Origin of the sequence: Nostoc cf. commune SO-36 (genome assembly GCF_023734775.1) — a bacterium.
Taxonomy (GTDB): domain Bacteria; phylum Cyanobacteriota; class Cyanobacteriia; order Cyanobacteriales; family Nostocaceae; genus Nostoc; species Nostoc commune_A.
In genome coordinates this window covers 4,849,507-4,867,459 of sequence record NZ_AP025732.1, presented here as the reverse complement: position 1 = coordinate 4,867,459, position 17,953 = coordinate 4,849,507, and the positions used below count along the sequence as shown (strand labels likewise).

At 42.0% G+C, this 17,953-nt stretch carries 19 protein-coding genes and 1 pseudogene; 11 read left to right on the top strand and 9 right to left on the bottom strand.

The genetic code is table 11. From position 1 onward, the window contains the following. The first annotated feature begins 96 nt into the window (after window positions 1-96). Window positions 97-576, top strand: coding sequence for a GNAT family N-acetyltransferase (locus tag ANSO36C_RS22015; protein ID WP_251956237.1), 480 nt, complete (start codon window positions 97-99; stop codon window positions 574-576). Between the two features lie 181 nt (window positions 577-757). Beyond that, window positions 758-1,430 (top strand): annotated as a pseudogene (locus ANSO36C_RS22010) (SnoaL-like polyketide cyclase). Between the two features lie 173 nt (window positions 1,431-1,603). On the opposite strand, the gene ANSO36C_RS22005 reads toward ANSO36C_RS22010, so the two are convergent. Next, complete coding sequence (locus ANSO36C_RS22005; protein WP_251956236.1) at window positions 1,604-2,041, bottom strand: GNAT family N-acetyltransferase; 438 nt, start codon at window positions 2,039-2,041, stop codon at window positions 1,604-1,606. A 153-nt stretch (window positions 2,042-2,194) separates the two neighbouring features. Here ANSO36C_RS22005 and ANSO36C_RS22000 point away from each other — a divergent pair, with 153 nt between their 5' ends. From ANSO36C_RS22000 to ANSO36C_RS21990, 3 genes are all read left to right on the top strand, one after another. Next, on the top strand, window positions 2,195-3,640 hold the full coding sequence (locus ANSO36C_RS22000; protein ID WP_251956235.1) for a RecQ family ATP-dependent DNA helicase: 1,446 nt from the start codon (window positions 2,195-2,197) through the stop codon (window positions 3,638-3,640). Window positions 3,641-4,091: 451 nt separating this feature from the next. Next, window positions 4,092-5,978, top strand: a complete 1,887-nt coding sequence (locus ANSO36C_RS21995) for a S9 family peptidase (RefSeq protein WP_251956234.1) — start codon at window positions 4,092-4,094, stop codon at window positions 5,976-5,978. A gap of 230 nt (window positions 5,979-6,208) precedes the next feature. Further along, entirely contained in the window at window positions 6,209-6,511 is a 303-nt protein-coding gene (locus ANSO36C_RS21990; protein WP_251956233.1) for a PadR family transcriptional regulator, read from the top strand. A 132-nt stretch (window positions 6,512-6,643) separates the two neighbouring features. Here the strand turns inward: ANSO36C_RS21990 and ANSO36C_RS21985 are convergent, their stop codons facing one another. Further along, window positions 6,644-7,069 carry a protein tyrosine phosphatase family protein gene (locus ANSO36C_RS21985; RefSeq protein WP_251956232.1) on the bottom strand — a complete coding sequence of 142 codons (426 nt, stop codon included), beginning with the start codon at window positions 7,067-7,069 and terminating at the stop codon, window positions 6,644-6,646. 141 nt (window positions 7,070-7,210) lie between these two features. Here ANSO36C_RS21985 and ANSO36C_RS21980 point away from each other — a divergent pair, with 141 nt between their 5' ends. Beyond that, window positions 7,211-8,425: a chromate transporter gene (locus ANSO36C_RS21980; protein ID WP_251956231.1), complete on the top strand. Its 1,215-nt coding sequence runs from the start codon at window positions 7,211-7,213 to the stop codon at window positions 8,423-8,425. Window positions 8,426-8,557: 132 nt separating this feature from the next. Here the strand turns inward: ANSO36C_RS21980 and ANSO36C_RS21975 are convergent, their stop codons facing one another. Further along, window positions 8,558-8,902 (bottom strand): DUF5615 family PIN-like protein, encoded by a 345-nt coding sequence (locus ANSO36C_RS21975; RefSeq protein ID WP_251956230.1) that lies wholly within the window; start codon window positions 8,900-8,902, stop codon window positions 8,558-8,560. After that, window positions 8,899-9,192 (bottom strand): DUF433 domain-containing protein, encoded by a 294-nt coding sequence (locus tag ANSO36C_RS21970; RefSeq protein WP_251956229.1) that lies wholly within the window; start codon window positions 9,190-9,192, stop codon window positions 8,899-8,901. The genes ANSO36C_RS21975 and ANSO36C_RS21970 overlap by 4 nt, the downstream gene beginning before the upstream one ends. 186 nt (window positions 9,193-9,378) lie before the next feature. On the opposite strand from ANSO36C_RS21970, the gene ANSO36C_RS21965 reads away from it, so the two are divergent. After that, entirely contained in the window at window positions 9,379-9,771 is a 393-nt protein-coding gene (locus tag ANSO36C_RS21965) for a helix-turn-helix domain-containing protein (protein ID WP_251955951.1), read from the top strand. Then, complete coding sequence (locus tag ANSO36C_RS21960; protein ID WP_251955950.1) at window positions 9,729-10,325, top strand: IS630 family transposase; 597 nt, start codon at window positions 9,729-9,731, stop codon at window positions 10,323-10,325. The genes ANSO36C_RS21965 and ANSO36C_RS21960 overlap by 43 nt, the downstream gene beginning before the upstream one ends. Window positions 10,326-10,608: 283 nt before the next feature. On the opposite strand, the gene ANSO36C_RS21955 is transcribed toward ANSO36C_RS21960, so the two are convergent. The 5 genes from ANSO36C_RS21955 to pheS all read right to left on the bottom strand — a co-directional run bounded on the left by ANSO36C_RS21955 (window position 10,609) and on the right by pheS (window position 13,935). After that, window positions 10,609-11,091 carry a surface-adhesin E family protein gene (locus ANSO36C_RS21955; protein WP_251956228.1) on the bottom strand — a complete coding sequence of 161 codons (483 nt, stop codon included), beginning with the start codon at window positions 11,089-11,091 and terminating at the stop codon, window positions 10,609-10,611. A 289-nt stretch (window positions 11,092-11,380) separates the two neighbouring features. Further along, the gene (locus tag ANSO36C_RS21950; protein WP_251956227.1) at window positions 11,381-11,722 is read right to left on the bottom strand and encodes a DUF4926 domain-containing protein; all 342 of its coding nucleotides are present in this window, start codon (window positions 11,720-11,722) and stop codon (window positions 11,381-11,383) included. Next, entirely contained in the window at window positions 11,719-12,051 is a 333-nt protein-coding gene (locus ANSO36C_RS21945; RefSeq protein ID WP_251956226.1) for a DUF6883 domain-containing protein, read from the bottom strand. Before ANSO36C_RS21945 ends, ANSO36C_RS21950 begins: the two co-directional genes overlap by 4 nt. Before the next feature lie 123 nt (window positions 12,052-12,174). Further along, window positions 12,175-12,777, bottom strand: a complete 603-nt coding sequence (locus ANSO36C_RS21940) for a Uma2 family endonuclease (protein WP_251956225.1) — start codon at window positions 12,775-12,777, stop codon at window positions 12,175-12,177. Between the two features lie 165 nt (window positions 12,778-12,942). Further along, window positions 12,943-13,935 (bottom strand): phenylalanine--tRNA ligase subunit alpha, encoded by a 993-nt coding sequence (gene pheS / locus ANSO36C_RS21935; RefSeq protein WP_190892424.1) that lies wholly within the window; start codon window positions 13,933-13,935, stop codon window positions 12,943-12,945. A 456-nt stretch (window positions 13,936-14,391) separates the two neighbouring features. On the opposite strand from pheS, the gene surE reads away from it, so the two are divergent. From surE to ANSO36C_RS21920, 3 genes are all read left to right on the top strand, one after another. Then, the gene (surE, locus tag ANSO36C_RS21930; protein WP_251960407.1) at window positions 14,392-15,189 is read left to right on the top strand and encodes a 5'/3'-nucleotidase SurE; all 798 of its coding nucleotides are present in this window, start codon (window positions 14,392-14,394) and stop codon (window positions 15,187-15,189) included. A 286-nt stretch (window positions 15,190-15,475) separates the two neighbouring features. Further along, entirely contained in the window at window positions 15,476-16,372 is an 897-nt protein-coding gene (locus ANSO36C_RS21925) for an MBL fold metallo-hydrolase (RefSeq protein ID WP_251956224.1), read from the top strand. Between the two features lie 488 nt (window positions 16,373-16,860). Further along, entirely contained in the window at window positions 16,861-17,940 is a 1,080-nt protein-coding gene (locus tag ANSO36C_RS21920; protein WP_251956223.1) for a bifunctional riboflavin kinase/FAD synthetase, read from the top strand. The last annotated feature ends 13 nt before the right edge of the window (window positions 17,941-17,953 follow it).

Below are 17,953 nucleotides of genomic sequence, written 5' to 3'. Positions count from 1 at the left end.
GTACAAAACTATATCGCAAGGTGTAGGGAATATGTCGTGTCCTTACATAAGCGAGAAACGGTACAGGTGTGGATTCCAAAAATTTGTTGAAAATTTATGCTAACAGAAGAACAAATCACTATTAGAGAAGCCACAATCAAAGAAAACTCACTGATTGCAAAACACTCTTACCAAATGTGGTTAGATATTGGTGTTGATGAGAGTAATATCCACCTAGAGTGGGAAAACATTACCCTTCAATTCATAGAAAAAGCGCGTCGGGATTTATTTTATCAAGCTTTTGTTGCAGAGGTTGATAATACAGTTGTGGGTTCTGCAAGTTGTCAACTATTTGCAGGTTTATACCCAAATGTTTTTAAAGATGAATACCGCAAATTTGGATATATTTGGGGTGTTTACGTTGAACAATCTTACCGCAGACAAGGCATAGCCAAAGACCTAACTAATAAAGCAATTGAATATTTAAAAGCGATCGGTTGTACACGAGTGGTTCTTAATGCCTCGCCATTGGGTAAACCCGTTTACTCTAGCCTCGGTTTTGCTGAAGGGAATATAATGCAATTAGATTTGATTTAAGTACAGCAATTTTTTTGCAGACTAAAAAGCTTCTAAATTCAATAGGATAAGTTTCTAGCTCAAGGAGCTTTATGCAATATTGATTTGATTATTAATATTGTTTGCTTTTTTAGATTTTTATATTTACTTATATCCATAAAACTTTATTCTAAGAAACGACGTTTATAATCAGTCAGCTTGTATGAGTAGCGAAAAAACTACAGAATTGCCACTCTGGGTACAAGATAGAGATATAGTCATTGCTCATGATGAAGAAGTACAGTGGCGAGAAGGAAAACGCCCGGATTATTCTTACACCAATGAATTTCTTCATCAAGAAAGTAAATTTCAACATCCGGAAGGTTCTTTAGAAGCGATCGCTCAAAACTTAGTCCGAAATTTTGAGATGGAAGCTTCTAATAAATCTAATCCCTGAACAGTGGCTTTCGATTGTTACTGATAAGTTTAAAATGAGTACCAATGGAGGGCAACAATTCACTGCTCAGGATGTCGCAACTGAAGGGACTTATAACCTATTTTTGGGTGAAAGTGAGCAGTATAGCTCTGAAACAGAAACCTTTGAATCGTCATTTCAAGTTTTTCACAATGCTTTTCCTAATGGCTTCCTTTGGGAATTAACAGAAATCCTTTCGGGGCCGCCTAATGTAACCTTTAAGTGGCGACATTGGGGAACATTTAATGGTTCCTACAAAGACTATACGCCCACAGGGGAAACCATAGAAATAGTAGGAATTAGTATTGCTCGTGTGACTGATGATTTGAAGATTGAGTCTTTAGAGCATTATTTTGATAATAATGTCTTTCTTCAGAAATTAACAGCAGGTGGTTGTCCTTTTCATTCCCCAAATCAGTAGATTTGGCGACTAGAAGTCGCGGCTATACAAACAAAACCTGCCTCCGCAGGTTAGCCAAACTTTGATTTTGTGTTAGTCCAGCTGCATGGACTACCCTGCGGTAAGCAGCAAAGCGCATATATTTGTGTAGTAGCGACTTCTAATCGTTTGATACTTTTAAAATATCCTCTGACTCATGATTGATCAACATTAGAATTTAAACGCATCATGATTTTTTCCGGCTCTGTCAAATTTTTAAAACCATAACGGCGATAAAGTCCATGAGCATCTTTTGTCCCTAACAACCATCTTTGCACGTCTTGCAGTTCTGGATATTCCAAAATATATTCTACAAACCATTTTCCTAAACCCTGTCCTCGATAAGGTTCAAGAATAAAAACATCTTTTAATAACGCAGAAGTTGCATAATCAGTAATGACTCTCGCAAAGCCAACTTGTTGATTATCTTCATAAATTCCAAAACATAAAGAGTTTTGTATTGACTTTTCAACAGTAGCTAACGGGATGTTTTCAGCCCAATAGGAAGTTTGTAAAAAATCATGAATAATTTGAGTATCTAATTTAGATTTATCGGTGCTGATGTAAAACTTGTGTTTTAATTCTTCGTTCATTTGGCTGAATTTTTTATTTAATATGTTGATGCCTAATAATTCATTATTACAGTCAGTGCTTTGCAAACTAAGATGATGAAATTACTGAACCAGTAGCTGGATAGTAGAGGCTATATTCAGTGTTCAAGTATATTGGTGCATCTACTATTGATTATGAATCAGCCTACAACAAAATCTTGGCAAGAAGTTCTTGCTGCTTTTAAAAAAATCTGGGGTTATGAAGATTTTCGTCCACCACAAGGAGAAATTGTCAGCAGTTTATTGGCACAAAAAGATGCGCTGATTATTATGCCCACAGGTGGCGGCAAGTCGATTTGTTTTCAACTTCCTGCACTGCTACAAACAGGATTAACCTTAGTAGTTTCGCCCTTAGTTGCTTTGATGGAAAACCAAGTTCAGGAACTACTACAAAGCCATCAAAAAGCAGCACTTTTGCATAGTGAATTATCTTCATTCCAACGCCGTACAACGCTACAAGCTTTGGAACGTCAACAGCTAAGATTACTGTATTTGTCACCAGAAACTTTACTCAGTCCGCCAGTGTGGGAAAAATTATGTCAGCCAGAATTGCAAATTAATGGCTTAATTTTGGATGAAGCTCATTGTTTAGTGCAGTGGGGTGATACTTTTCGCCCAGCTTATCGCAGATTAGGGGCAGTGCGTCCGGCATTGCTAAAATCAAAACCACCAGGAACAAAAATTAGTATCGCCGCTTTTACCGCGACTGCTGACCCCTCAGCCCAAAAGATTATTCAAACAGTTTTACAATTACAGCAACCAGAGATTTTCCGGTTGAATCCCTACCGTCCGAATTTGCATCCCAGCGTTCGCATTGCTTGGACACCACGAGGTAGAAAACAACAATTATTAAAGTTTATTCAAAATAGACCCCAACAATCGGGATTAGTTTATGTTCGCACTCGGAGAGATAGCGAAGATTTAGCCCAATGGTTAGCAGAGATGGGTTATGCCACAGCTAGTTATCATGCGGGATTGGGTGCAACTGAACGCCGTGAAGTAGAAGCAAGTTGGTTAAGTGGCAAAATCCTCTTTGTTGTCTGTACGTGTGCGTTTGGTATGGGGATAAATAAAAGTAATGTTCGCTGGGTGGCACATTTTCACGCACCACATTTGTTATCTGAATATGTGCAAGAAATTGGCCGCGCTGGAAGGGATGGGAAACCAGCAGAAGCGTTGACATTGGTAAGTGAACCTACGGGGTGGTTAGATTCGGGGGATAAGCAAAGACAGGAATTTTTTCAAGAACAAATGCGATCGCAACAGCAAATAGCGCAGCAACTTGTGAAAAAATTACCAAAACAGGGAGAAGTGAATACAGTAACTCGACAATTTCCTGAAGGTGCTACGGCGCTAGCTTTACTCCATAGCAGTGGTCAGCTAAACTGGCTTGATCCTTTTCATTACAGCATTGCTCAAAAAGCGGGAAATCAGCCAGCGACTCAATTAAATGCTGCTAAACAGATGCATCAATATCTAACAACTAAGCAGTGTCGCTGGCAGTTTTTGCTAAATGCCTTTGGTTTTGACAAAGAAGCTGCTAACCTGCGCTGCGGACATTGCGACAATTGCCGTCAATGAGTATAAAACCAATTCGCAATTCGCAATTCGCAATTCGCAATTAATTCAGCCACCCACAAGGGGTGGGGTTTTTACCTACCTTGAGAAACAAGGATTTTTTCGCCCACAAGGGGCGAGGTTTTGAACCTAGCTTTTTCTGATAAAAGACTCGTCGCTGAGTATAAAAGGTGGATGAACGGAGCTAAAAGCCTCATTCACGAGTATAAAAGGTGGATGAATGGAGCTAAAAGCCTCATTCACGAGTATAAAAGGTGGATGAATGGAGCTAAAAGCCTCATTCACGAGTATAAAAGGTGGATGAATGGAGCTAAAAGCCTCGTTCACGAGTATAAAAAACTCGTTCAGGAGATCAATACCTGATCCCTTATTTTCCAATGAGGTTCATCCAATAGGATGAATTGTCATTTTCACCACTAAGTGACAATAGGGTAGTCAAGTAGAGGATGAAAATATGTCATCTGCTCAAGCGCCCTCCCTATCACCGTTGATTCCGCGCGAAATTCTGTTTGGGAATCCCGAAAAAACCAGCCCACAACTTTCCCCTGATGGCAAGTACTTGGCATATATTGCCCCCGATGAGAAAAATGTATTGCAGGTATGGTTGCGAACTGTAGGACAAGAAGACGACCAGATACTGACTGCCGACAAAAAGCGCGGTATCCGCATTTTCTTCTGGACTTATAATGCCAACCAGTTGATTTATATGCAGGACTCGGATGGTGACGAGAACTTTCACCTCCACTTGGTTAATATTCACTCCAAGATTGTGCGTGACTTAACGCCATTCCAGGGTGTGAAAACCGGACTTGTGGAACTGGAACCTAAATTTCCAGATGAAGTGCTGGTAGCGTTGAACTTAAACAATCCTCAAAAGTTTGACGTTTACCGTATCAACCTTAAAAATGGTGCAGTTGAGTTCGACACCGATAACCCCGGTAACATTATCAGTTGGACATCTGACGCTGATTTCCAAATACGTGCAGCGACAGCTAGTACACCCGATGGTGGTTACGACCTCTTATTGCAGAAATCAGATAAACAGTGGGAAACTCTCCGCCACTGGGGGTCAGAAGAAGAAGGGAATTCTGTTAGCTTCTCAGATGATGGTAAAACCCTTTACATTCAAGGGAATCACGATGCTAACGCCAAACGTCTGCTAGCTGTTGACCTAGACACCCGTCAAGAAACTGTCATTGCTGAAGATGAGCAGTATGATGTCGTGGGGATAATCATTCAGCCATTAACGCGAGTTATCCAAGCAGTTTCTTTCTACAAAGATAAACAGGAATGGCAGGTAATTGACCAAAGCATCGCCGCAGATTTTGAGGAAATCGCTAAGGTGCGTCCTGGAGAATTCTCTATAATTAGCCGCGACTTGGAAGACAAAACCTGGCTAGTAGCTTATAGAACTGACGATGGCCCAGTTTATTACTATGCCTATAACCGAGAGTCCAAAACTAGCACTTTCCTCTTTAGCAACCAATCCAAACTCGAAACGTTGCAGTTAGCTTCAATGCAACCGATTTCTTACGAAGCGCGGGATGGTTTAACTATTCACAGTTACCTGACAACCCCTGTAGGAATACCTACCCAGAATCTACCAACAGTATTACTGGTTCATGGTGGCCCTTGGGCGCGGGATACTTGGGGTTTCTCTCCCACAGCGCAATGGCTAGCTAACCGGGGTTATGCCGTTCTGCAAGTGAACTTTCGCGGTTCTACTGGCTACGGTAAAGCATTTTTAAATGCCGGAAATCGGGAATGGGCTGGCAAAATGCACGATGACTTGATTGACAGCGTGAACTGGCTAGTGGAAAAAGGCATTTCCGACCCGCAAAAGATTGCGATTATGGGCGGTTCTTATGGCGGTTACGCCACCTTAGTGGGGTTAACTTTTACACCAGAAATCTTTGCGGCTGGTGTGGATATTGTGGGGCCGAGTAACCTAATTACTTTGATAGAAACTATACCGCCTTATTGGGAACCATTAAAGGCAATGCTTTATCATCGCGTCGGTAACTTAGAGACAGAAGAGGAATTTTTGAAATCGCGATCGCCTTTATTCTTTGCTGACCGAATTCAAAAACCTTTACTCATCGGTCAAGGTGCAAATGATCCGCGAGTGAAACAATCAGAAAGCGATCAAATTGTCAACGCAATGCAGCAAGCTGGTTTACCAGTACAATATGCACTTTATACAGATGAAGGACATGGTTTTGCCAGACCAGAAAATCGGTTGCACTTTTTTGCGATCGCAGAAGAGTTTCTCGCCAAATACATAGGCGGTAGGTTTGAACCTTTGACAGATATCCCCGGTCATTCAGGAATTGTTAAATAAAGTCTCACGCATGGTGGTTAGTGTAATTCACTGACCACTTTTTAGCGACAAATATTTGAGAAACCTAGATTTCGCACGCTTCTACATCTGCTTAGACAGAAGAATTGAGTCCTGTCGTCATAAGTTTACTAATACTTATGAGGCTGCTTGGACAGTTGAATAAAAAAATCCCACAATGCCCAGCGCGATGAGCGAAAATGAAATTCTAAGTGTCGCAAAAGCCTTGCCTAATGAATGGACGAGAGTTCTACTCAAGCTTAATTCGGCTTCATATTCTGCATCATGCAGTTCAGGAGCCAATTTTTGGGCTAGGCATTATTGAAGAACTGGCACGTCACGGCTATAAACTCAGTGCCGGAACACTCTATCCAATGTTGCATGATATGGAGCGCAAGGGATATCTATATTCCGTTGAGCAGAGATCGGGACGGCAAAGCCGACGACTCTACCGAGCTACTGATTTAGGAAAAATGACTCTAGAGGATGCCAAAGAAAAGGTACGCGAATTATTTGGCGAATTGTTCGAGGAGTAGAGACGCGATAAATCGCCGTCTCTACAAGGATCAATTTTTCGTCTTGACGGTGATTTATCGCGTCTTTATATCTAGATTTTCATCAAAAAACCTTAACCAAACCGTATTGTCATCTCCTCTACTCACCACTACTCACGATAAGCTTTCTAAAAACTTCTGGAGATAAGGTTGACCTGGGTTGATATCAAGTTCTTTTGCTCTTGCTAAAACCTGTTCACGGTTTAGCTTTTGTTGAGTTGCAAAGGCAATGAGCGCTAAGGCACTGGCTCGTCCTCCTGCACCGCAATGAAAATATACAGGAGTCGGCAATTCCTCTAATTCTGAGAGAACTGTTGCAGTCAAGTTGTCGTTGGCTGAATTTGTCTTGAGTGGAACATTGACATATTCAAGACCTGCGGCTTTTGCTTGTTGCTGTTCGTCTACTAAGGCTCCAGTTTCATCAAGCGATCGCAGATTCACCACAGACTTATACCCTTCATCAGCAAGCTGTTTTAGTGTCTCTGGGGTTGGCTGTCCACCTGCCGAAAACTCATCGCTCACTTTCTTGACATCACTCATACATACTCCGTAATCTCGATTGTATTGCAGTGTTTTTTAGTCAATGGCATAGTATAACAAATTAATTTCTAATTATATAGATTTTCGTTATCGAAATCCGATATTCTTGTTTTGTCATCATCATTAATCAGGAAAATTATAGTGACGCAAGAAGCTGAGGATATCCAGAAAGAGCAAGAAGTGATTTCCTATAAGGTTTTGACTCCCAAAGAACAGAAGCAGCGATTAACAGAACTGGCGGCGGTGTTTTTGCGACTGGGAGCGATCGCTTTTGGTGGCCCTGCTGCTCACATCGCCATGATGGACAATGAAGTAGTGAATCGCCGTCAGTGGATGAGCCGGGAGAAACTGCTAGATTTACTGGGAATTACGAATTTGATTCCAGGCCCCAACTCGACGGAATTAGCCATTCACATTGGCTACGAACGAGCCGGATGGCGTGGTTTAGTAGTTGCGGGTAGCTGCTTTATTCTACCTGCGATGTTAATTGTTTGGGCATTAGCCGCCATTTATGCTCGTTATCAAACAGTTCCCCAGGTAGAATGGCTGCTCTATGGAATTAAACCTGTAATTATTGCGATCGTGATTCAGGCTGTGTGGAATTTGGGGAAAAAGGCAGCCAAAGACGTACCGACGATTATTGCAGGGATAGCTGCGATCGCAGCATACTTAGCTGGATTGAATGAAATTTTGGTGCTGATTTTGCTAGGTATCGCTGTGATGCTACTCAAGAATTGGCAAGCCAGAGGACATACAAGCGGAGCATTCCTGTTACCTATGTCAGGTATTCTGGCGCAGGTTGGGAGTACAACAGCAGCAGTTACATCAGTCAGTTGGATTAACGTCTTTGTCTTTTTTCTCAAAATTGGATGTGTTCTCTATGGTAGTGGCTATGTATTGCTGGCATTTCTGCAACGAGATTTAGTCGAGCGCAACCAGTGGTTGACATCACAACAGCTTTTAGATGCTGTAGCGATCGGGCAGTTTACACCGGGGCCTGTTTTCACCACCGCAACATTTATTGGGTACTTGCTAGCAGGAAATGCCGGAGCGATCGCAGGTACAATCGGCATTTTCTTGCCAGCTTTTGTGCTGGTGTTGGTGATTAATCCTTGGGTTCCTAAGTTGCGTCAATCTCCTTGGGCAAGTGGATTTTTGGATGGTGTAAATGCAGCTTCTTTAGGATTAATGGCAGGAGTCACATACACATTAGGACGAGCTGCGCTGGTAGATTGGTTAACAATTATTCTGGCAATTTTGAGTGCGATCGCTGTGTTTAGATTTAAAATAAATTCAGCATGGTTAGTGCTAGCAGGAGGAGCCATTGGATTGGCTTCACACATATTATTTGGCTGAACATAGCGATACAAAAGTAGTTATAAACCTTTTTTTGATGAGTGAATTTTAACTTTTTACTTTTGCCTTGCTGGGTGTATTCCTTTCTCCGGCTTGGAGTAATTACTGTGCGGTGTAAATATTTGAAACGATTTATGCATACAATAACTGATTCTTAATTTCGTCAGCCGTTAGTGTACTTACCAGAATCCCAATCCGTTGCGCCACTTCATAAGCGTTTTTCTGAGGCACAACGATAATACCAAAATGTTCTCTATTCTCCTCTATATACTGGAGATGCAACCGCTCAAAATCGACATGGTTATGTGTCAGAATACATCTGCCTACAGAAGTTGCAAATTCAAGTTGCTCACGGTCAGTTTTGCCGAGGGTTGCTTGTTCAGGAACAGTTGCGATATCCAGACCGCGTGATCGCAACAGTCTAGCAACCAATGCTGACATATCCTCATCACTGTAAAGTGCAGCAAAAACCGTCACAATGTCCCCAATATAGCTTTTACAGATGGATGTATTAATTCATCGGGTACTCGGTTTCGCTCAATGTATTCATTAATCTCTGCCTGATGATCGAGATAAAAACTCAAAGCATCAAACACTTGTGCTAGCGTCAGATGTGGCAAATGGTTCAGGATTTCTTCTGGCATAATCCCCAACCGCCACAAACCGACAATGGCACGAACAGATGTGCGAGTACCTATAATAATTGGCTCTCCACTTAAAATTTCAGGGTTGCGGGTCACGTAGCGTGAGGAGGTTTCAGCAAACATATAACGAATGAAGGAAGCATAACTGGCGCTGTCTTTAGTTTACCAGACTAGAAAATTGCTTAGGCGAGGGTTGCGATCGCAGAAGGGTTTCTCGCCAAATACTTAGGTGGCAGATTTGAACCTTTGGCAGATACAGCGCTTCCGCCTGTTATAAGGTACACTAGGTTAAAATATAAATACTTTTAAATGAAGTCATACTCTATCGAGCTTCGAGAAAAAATAGTTGCAGCACATATTCAAAAAAATATCTCAATCAGGAAAGTAGCTAACATATTTTCTGTCTCAAAGAGTTTAGTGCAAAAGCTTGTAAAACAACAAAAACTTGAAGGAAATTTACAACCAAAGCCGCGAGGAAAACCACAATTTAGTCATCTGACAAATGCTGACATAGAGTTAAGAGAATTAGTTGAAGCACATCCAGATGCAACATTGATAGAGTTGTGTGAATTATTTGCAGACAAAACTGGTAATTGGGTAGGTCGAAGTGCAATGTGTCGTGCCTTACAAAAATTAGGATTAAATCGTAAAAAAAAACATTGCGGAGTAGTCAAGCAGCAACAGAAAGAGTTCAAAAACTAAGAGTAGAATATTGGGAACAGGTCAGAGATATAGATCCAGATAACTTAGTATTCCTAGATGAGACAGGAGTTTTATTAGGTCTGGCAAGAACTCATGCGCGTTCGCAACAAGGAACAAGAGCTTACGACCAAAAACCATTTTATAGAGGTGCAAAAGTCACAGTAATTGGAGCAATTAGTATTAAAAAAGTAGTGGCGTTAATGACGATGAATAACTCAATGGATAGCCAAGCATTTGATGTATTCATTGAGAAGTTTTTAGCGCCTAATTTATGGACAGGAGCAGTAGTCGTCATGGATAACTTACCTGCCCATAAACTAGCATCAATTGTACCAATGATTGAAGCTGTAGGTGCGAAAGTTATTTGTTTATCCTCATACTCTCCTGATTTTAATCCAATCGAGTTATGGTGGTCACAACTCAAATCTTTTTTACGCAGTTTTGCTCCAACTACAACAGAAATGGTTGATACAGTAATCTCAGTTGCACTCGACTTAATGAATCCTCAACATTTAAAAAACTGGTTTACTAATTGTTGCTATTGTACCTCATAACACCGGGAAGTGCTGTATCCCCGGTCATTCAGCAACCCCTAAATAAAGTTTCAAAATGGTGGTCGGTGAATTACACTAACCACCCTTTTGAAAGCCTTACTGATAAAGCAATTTAAGAGGTGCAAACGCTCACCATTGTTGCGCGATATTGATATTTGTCCTTGCAATAGTCCTCGAACCCACCTTATAAAAAGGCTTGCTCTAATTCCCTGATTTTTATGGAGGGAATTAGAGCAAGCTTTAATTAAATACTATTGTGTAATAACGTAGATGCAAAGCATAATTAAGGGTCTATAAACCTTGCTTTTATGACAGTATTAACAGACTCTGTGGCTGCACGAGAAATATCCACAAAGTCTTGTACCACATCTCTGTGCATTTGAGCTTGACATACAAAGCTGTATTTTGCGTGTCCCAAAGTTCCTGATTCCACTTGTTGCACAGGAGCATTATTATATTTTTGATTAAAAACAATTTTGTTTTGCCGATTGAAAGCTATTGATTCTTGAACTTGAAATACACCTGAATTACAGTCTGCAATTTCTCGAATTCCAGCTATAACTGCACCACTTTTATCTGGGCGTAGGTATCGCATTCTGATACTATATTCGACTAAATAACCAGACCTTTGAATAGAATTTGCATCAACATCTAACTCAATACCTTCATTAGAACTACCAACATTCACCCAATCCATAGATTGTGCATGGGATGGTAGCACAGTAGATAATGCCAGTATCAATCCCAAAGTAAGTTTTCTAAACATATCTTCTCCCTTCTATATATCCAATCTAGAGGGGAAGTAAGCAAAACAAAATCCGCAAAAAAACGTAAGTTTTATGAATTTCTCTAGCAAGTAAATGTAACCTACTTGCTACCAGGCAATAAAACTACGCGATCGCACTTCTCAAATCACTTCGCCTGTCTGCCTTTTAACCGCATTGCTTTATCCAGCGTTGAGTACTTGCTCTGCGGTTAGCTGTAACTCTGGGAAAATAGTAGAAGCGATGTCTACGACGGGCTACGCCTACGCAGAAGATTTTCTCACCAAATACTTAGGTGGGAGATTTTAACCTACTCTGATGCTCAGACTCTTCTTTTTGCAACAGAAAATCGAGATAATCTTGTAATTGTAACAATCTCGCTCCAGATAGCTGGCGTAACTTGGCTAAAATCATTTCTTCTTGCTGCAACTGGGCAATGGGGATAATTTGAGATGCTGCTACTTCGATCGTCACATGGGGCAGATCAAACCCTTCCAGACTATACCCGTCCTCTTCCCCTTCAGGCATGGGATAATGTTCCACAATTGTTGCAACATTCCCTCGCTTGAGATTGTATTCTGGTAAATCCTGTGCTAATGCAACTTGAGAGAATAAGGGGTACTGTACCTTCATAAGTTAGCTCCTTGATCTGGCACTAAGGTGACAAATTTGGTTGTATCGTTTGCAACCATCCAAATGGTTAAGATATTTAGTTCAACACCATTAAGCCCTCGCAGACACGCACGAATAGCATACTTCTGCCCATAACGAGTTGTTTCGATCGTCTCGGCAGGTTGCGTTAAAACTTGAGCGCGTAGATCCCTTTCCAGTTGTTGCCAGTTGTCTAGTGTGTACCCAGCCCTAGCTAGAAATTTAGATTTATCGTCTTTTGGCAACGGCACAAGCAGATACTTGGTTAGCTTTTCTTCTGCGATTATTGCATCCTGCGGTAAAAAGGCCATCGGCTCATGGCATGAATTTTGGGTAGCAATTATTTACTACATTTTACTGTTTGAGATGATGAAAGTTTTGATCGCGATCGCACTTTTAAAATCCCTTCGTCAGTCTTCCTTATTAAATTTAAACTAAGAAATGGCGTCACACGTATTGCTTTCTCCAGCTTTGAGTACTTGCTCTGCGGTTAGCTGTAACTCTGGAAAAATAGTAGAAGCGATCGCAGTGTTTCCTGCAAATCTGGTTTCTTCATAAAACCCGTTAACTAATATCAGTACGGTAACTGCATTTATCTGAGGGTCAACAATCCAATATTCAGTAATTCCCCTTGCGGCATACTCGGAACGTTTGTAGCGATAGTCTCGATCTTCGTTAGCTTTGCCAGGAGAAACAACTTCGACAACTAGTGCTGGAGGTGGCATATCCAGGGTGATTGTGGATCGAGTTGCACCTTCTAAGATTGTTGCAAGTTCATCCGTTAGCACAACTAAATCAGGAATGCGAGTTGTTGCACGAGAACCAGCAACAACAATTTCAACTTTGTTACTTAACCGATTGAACGGGACGAACTTGAGAAAATTGACCAGCAAAAATAGAGATATCTGGACATTTTTTGGACTTTCGGGTGGCATTGCAACTAACTCACCTGCCACAAGTTCATAATGACTATCCGTGCCATCGTCATACTTCAAATATTCCTCAAGCGTTAGACCTTTGCCAATGATTGTAGTCATATCAGGTCAACAGAAGTTACGTACTAATAGTTTACCAAATTCATCAATCCTGATCTATTATTTAAAACCACAGATAATTCATAGATATTTATCTGTGGTTATATTTTCATCAAATTGACTTTTGTAAATTTAGTAAACGCCTGATTATTTAAAGCGATCGCTTCCCTAAAATTGCTGCAAAAACCGCAAATCGCTAGCATACAAGCGACGAATATCATCGATTTGATGTAACACCATTGCAAAGCGTTCTACACCAAAACCGGCAGCAAACCCAGTATAAACTTCTGGATCATAACCCACAGACTTAAGTACATTTGGATCAACCATACCGCAGCCCATCACCTCCAACCAGCGCCCATTCCACTGCAAATCCACTTCAGCTGAAGGTTCAGTAAACGGGAAATAACTGGCGCGGAAGCGAATAGGTAAATCGCCAAATATTGCTTGTAAAAATACTTTAATTGTGCCCTTGAGGTCTGTAAAAGTTAGTCCCTCGTCAATGGCTAAAAGTTCTATTTGATGGAAAACAGCCGAGTGAGTCGCATCTACATTATCTCGCCGATAAACTCGCCCTGGAGCTACAACTCGAATCGGTGGTTCTTCTCTTTCCATGTAACGAATTTGCACTGACGATGTATGAGTCCGTAAAAGATTCCCATCTGGCAGGTAAAAAGTATCCTGCATATCACGGGCGGGGTGGTCAGGCGGGGTATTAAGAGCCTCGAAATTATAATAATCTGTTTCCATCTCTGGCCCTTGAGCCACGGTATAGCCCATACCAACAAAGATATCCAGCGCCCGGTCAATAATTCCATTGAGGGGATGAATGCGACCTTGGGGGCTGTAAATTCCCGGCATAGTAACATCCAGAGTTTCCGCCTCTAGCTGTAGTTGAATTTGCGCGGATTCCAGGGCAACGCGTTGCTGGTCTAGACTAGTTTGCAGAGATTCTTTGACTGTATTAGCGATCGCTCCAATTTTTGGCCGTTCCTCTGCACTCATCTGCCCCATACTTCGCAACAGTGCCCCCAGTTCCCCTTTTTTACCCAGATAGTTAACTCTGAGTTCCTCTAGACGTTCTAGGGTGTCGGCGGCTGCGATCGCTTTTTCTCCTTCCTGCCGCAGTGCTAAAAGTTGAGCTTCTAAATTGCTAGTCATTAGTTATTAGTCATTGGTCATTAGTCATTAGTCTATATTCAAAAGCTGTAAGCTGCTCGATAAATCAACTTACGCTATGCCATTAACAGCAATGAAAGGTGAAGGTCAAAATCAAACCTCTGTTTATCAGTTAGAGACGATTGGGCTAGTACAGCAGGCGCGTAAATCTAGCTAAAACATCTCACTTAATGAGACTTGGGGATTGAGCAACTTATGTTAAAGGTAGGCAAACTGATGCCACAGTGTACTAGTGAGTATAAATGTTTTTTTGCTGCTTGTGACCTCAGACATTGACAAATGGCTAATAACAACCAACTAATAACTAATGACCAATGACTAATACTTCGGCTCCCTTCCCTACGGGACGCTACGCGTAGCTTGCTTCCCCGCAGGGGTACGACTGCGCTCAGGGCAAGTCGCTCAGTACAAGTGACCAACGACCAATGACTAATGACTATGAAATTACTAATTAGCAACGATGATGGCATTTCTGCCTTGGGGATTCGTACCCTAGCCAACTACTTGGCAGAGGCAGGTCATGATGTGAGTGTAGTTTGCCCAGATCGAGAGCGATCGGCAACTGGACACGGGTTAACTTTACACCAACCCATTCGCGCCGAAATTGTTGAAGGGATTTTTCATCCTGCTATCAAAGCTTGGGCTTGCGATGGTACGCCTTCAGATTGTGTCAAATTGGCGCTGTGGGCTTTGCTAGATACTCCCCCCGATTTGGTTCTATCTGGCATTAATCAAGGTGCAAATTTGGGAACTGAAATCTTATATTCCGGTACTGTTTCTGCGGCAATGGAAGGTCTAATTGAAGGTATTCCCAGTGTAGCGCTGAGTCTTATTAGTCACACATCTAAAGACTTTCAATCTGCTGCTAAGTTTGCCAAAATTCTTGTAGACCATTTAGCCCAAAAACCACTGCCAGATTTAATGTTGCTCAACGTCAATGTTCCTGCGGTCAAATGGGAAGAAATTGCCGGTGTTACTCTCACCCGTCAAGGAGTACGGCGTTACATTGATGTGTTTGATAAACGAGTTGATCCTCGTGGAAAAACGTACTATTGGCTAACCGGAGAAGTCATTGAGGATGTAGAACCCCCATCTGGATTAAATCTGCCTCAAAATGTACCGACAGATGTACAAGTTGTACGTAATAACTACATCAGTATTACCCCGTTGCAATACAATCTTACTTACGCAACTGGACTAGATAAATTGTCTGATTGGGAATTTAATTTTCTGTGAATCATTTGATTAATCAGGACAAAACTGGAGTTATTCAAATGCATCACAGAAAAATGTAGGCTATAACGTAGGGAACTCTTGAAATAAGCGATACACATCCATCCCAAAACCGGGAAAATTCTAAGTTACAGGATTTCATTCACATTTACACAATCAGCCAGAAACAGGGTATGCTGTTTTACCAAGAAATCCTCCCTCTACCAAAATCGGTGAGACAGTACAAACTTAGACAAAATAAGTAACAATTATTTCATTTATCGCCCGCTCAGTCCAGCAAGCAATACCCATGTCTAGGATAGAGAAACAATTTACCGTGCAATTTTGGGGCGTTCGCGGCAGCATCCCCAGTCCAGGGCCACACACTGTTCGTTACGGCGGTAATACCCCTTGCATATCAATGCAAGCGGGCGATAAACGCTTAATTTTCGATGCTGGCACAGGATTACATGTTTTGGGGCAATCTATGTTGCGCCAAATGCCGTTAGAAGCTCACATATTTTTTACCCATTCTCACTGGGATCACATGCAGGGTTTTCCCTTCTTTAGCCCAGGGTTTGTAAAGGGTAATGACTTTCATATCTACGGCGCGATCGCACCTGATGGTTCTACCATAGAACAGCGCCTCAACGATCAAATGTTACACCCTAACTTTCCCGTACCCTTGCAGATTATGCAAGCCAATTTAAATTTCTACGACATTCGACCAGGGCAACCAATCCACATCGATGATGTCACTGTAGAAACAGCACCTTTAAACCATCCAGGAGAAGCTGTAGGATACCGCGTCAACTGGCATGGTGGTGCTGCTGCTTATATCACTGATACCGAACATTTTCCCGATCGACTTGATGACAATGTGCTGTGGCTAGCTCGTAATGCCGACATTTTAATTTACGATTCTACGTACACAGACGAAGAATATCATTGCCCAACATCGCCAAAAATTGGCTGGGGACATTCCACCTGGCAAGAAGCGGTGAAAGTGGCACAAGCTGCTAATGTCAAAACTCTAGTAATTTACCACCACGACCCCGCCCACAATGACGACTTTTTAGATCGTGTAGGCAAACAAGCATCTGCGAAATTTCCTGGTGCTATTATGGCACGGGAAGGAATGGTACTTCAGATTCCTACCTCAGTTGTCTTATCAGAATCTTTTCCTGTTAGTAAGTTTTCTAGTTAAAGATCGCGATCGGAGGAATTGGAGATTTTAGATTAGATTGGTGATCAGAAGCTTTTAGCGCGAGAGCGTACCTGTTGGCTGCACAGTGAGACAGCGCTGCCCAGAGTTGTCAAAGCGCCGACACAGGATAAGGGCGACAACAGGAGGACACATTTTATCGATTCTACCAACACAGCCCAGATACCCTCTCTTGCTGCTGATTACAGGGTAAAACCTTGTAATCTCAATGCAGAACTAGAGCCTTTTTAGCTCTGCTATTTGGGGTTATCTAGACTTAGCGATTAGCTCTCAAGCTAATGGCACAAGAAATCATCTTGGGCAACTTCCCCTGGTTATGCTTTTGGCTGATAGCTAAAAGGGATGGCATCAATACCCTGGCTGATCGCACAAAACCTCATGGGCAGTTAGTGAATGTCCTCCTCAAGGCGGTTTACCATAGGGTAGCTTCCTGCTGATAGCTAAAATAAACCTAAAATCTCAGAATCCACGTGCTAAATTTGTCTAAAAATGGGTGTTCTGTGCGGGTTGCTTCTTCAAGCGTTGGGCTACTAACGCCGACTGCTGTTGCCCTTGGCAAGTTTGATGGTGTTCATCTTGGGCATCAAAGGGTAATTCAACCAGTCTTGCACGCTGGTGATCACTTGTCAGGAGCTAGTAGTCCGCAGTCAAAGGAAAATCAACAACTAACAAATCAAGAATATACTTACTCAACAGTTGTCACCTTTGACCCCCATCCACAGGAGTTCTTTACAGGGCAACCCCGGACTTTGTTAACGCCACTGGATGAAAAAGTCCAACAATTGCGATCGCTTGGGGTAGAGCAACTGGTACTACTACCCTTTGACAAAGAATTATCGGCTTTGACTCCCGAAGAATTTGTCGACAAAATTCTCGTGCAACAACTACAATGCCAAAGAATTAGTATTGGGCAAGATTTTTGTTTTGGCGAAAAGCGAAGTGGTACTGCCAAGGATTTGCAATTACTCGCCGCCAAGCACAATATCCCCGTTACTATCGTTCCCTTGCAAACTTATACAGGTGACTCGCCTATAGAAAGCAGTTGTGTCACCACTACTCCGAGCCAGGATGTCCCTATTAGCACTTCATTGATCCGCCAAACCCTGGAAAACGGCGACATCGAAAACGCAAATCTACTACTAGGACGCACCTACACCTTGGTTGGTGTAGTCGTTCAAGGTCAACAATTGGGCAGAACAATTGGCTTTCCTACTGCCAACCTCCAACTACCAAAAGAAAAGTTTTTGCCGCGCCAAGGAGTCTACGCTGTTCGCGTTTTCACTCTCACTGAAACATTAGATACCGCTCTTAGTGAGAGCTTAGGCGTAATGAATATCGGTAATCGCCCAACTGTAAACGGTACTGATTCATCGGCAGAAGTACATTTACTCGATTGGTCTGGTGATTTGTATGGCAAAAAATTGGCTGTGGAACTAGTGAAATTTTTGCGCCCTGAACAAAAATTTGCTTCTCTAGAAGCCCTAAAAACCCAAATCCAACTTGACTGCGTTGTTGCCAAAGAAATTTTGAGTGCTAAAGCGCAAAGTTAAAAGTTAGGAGTTA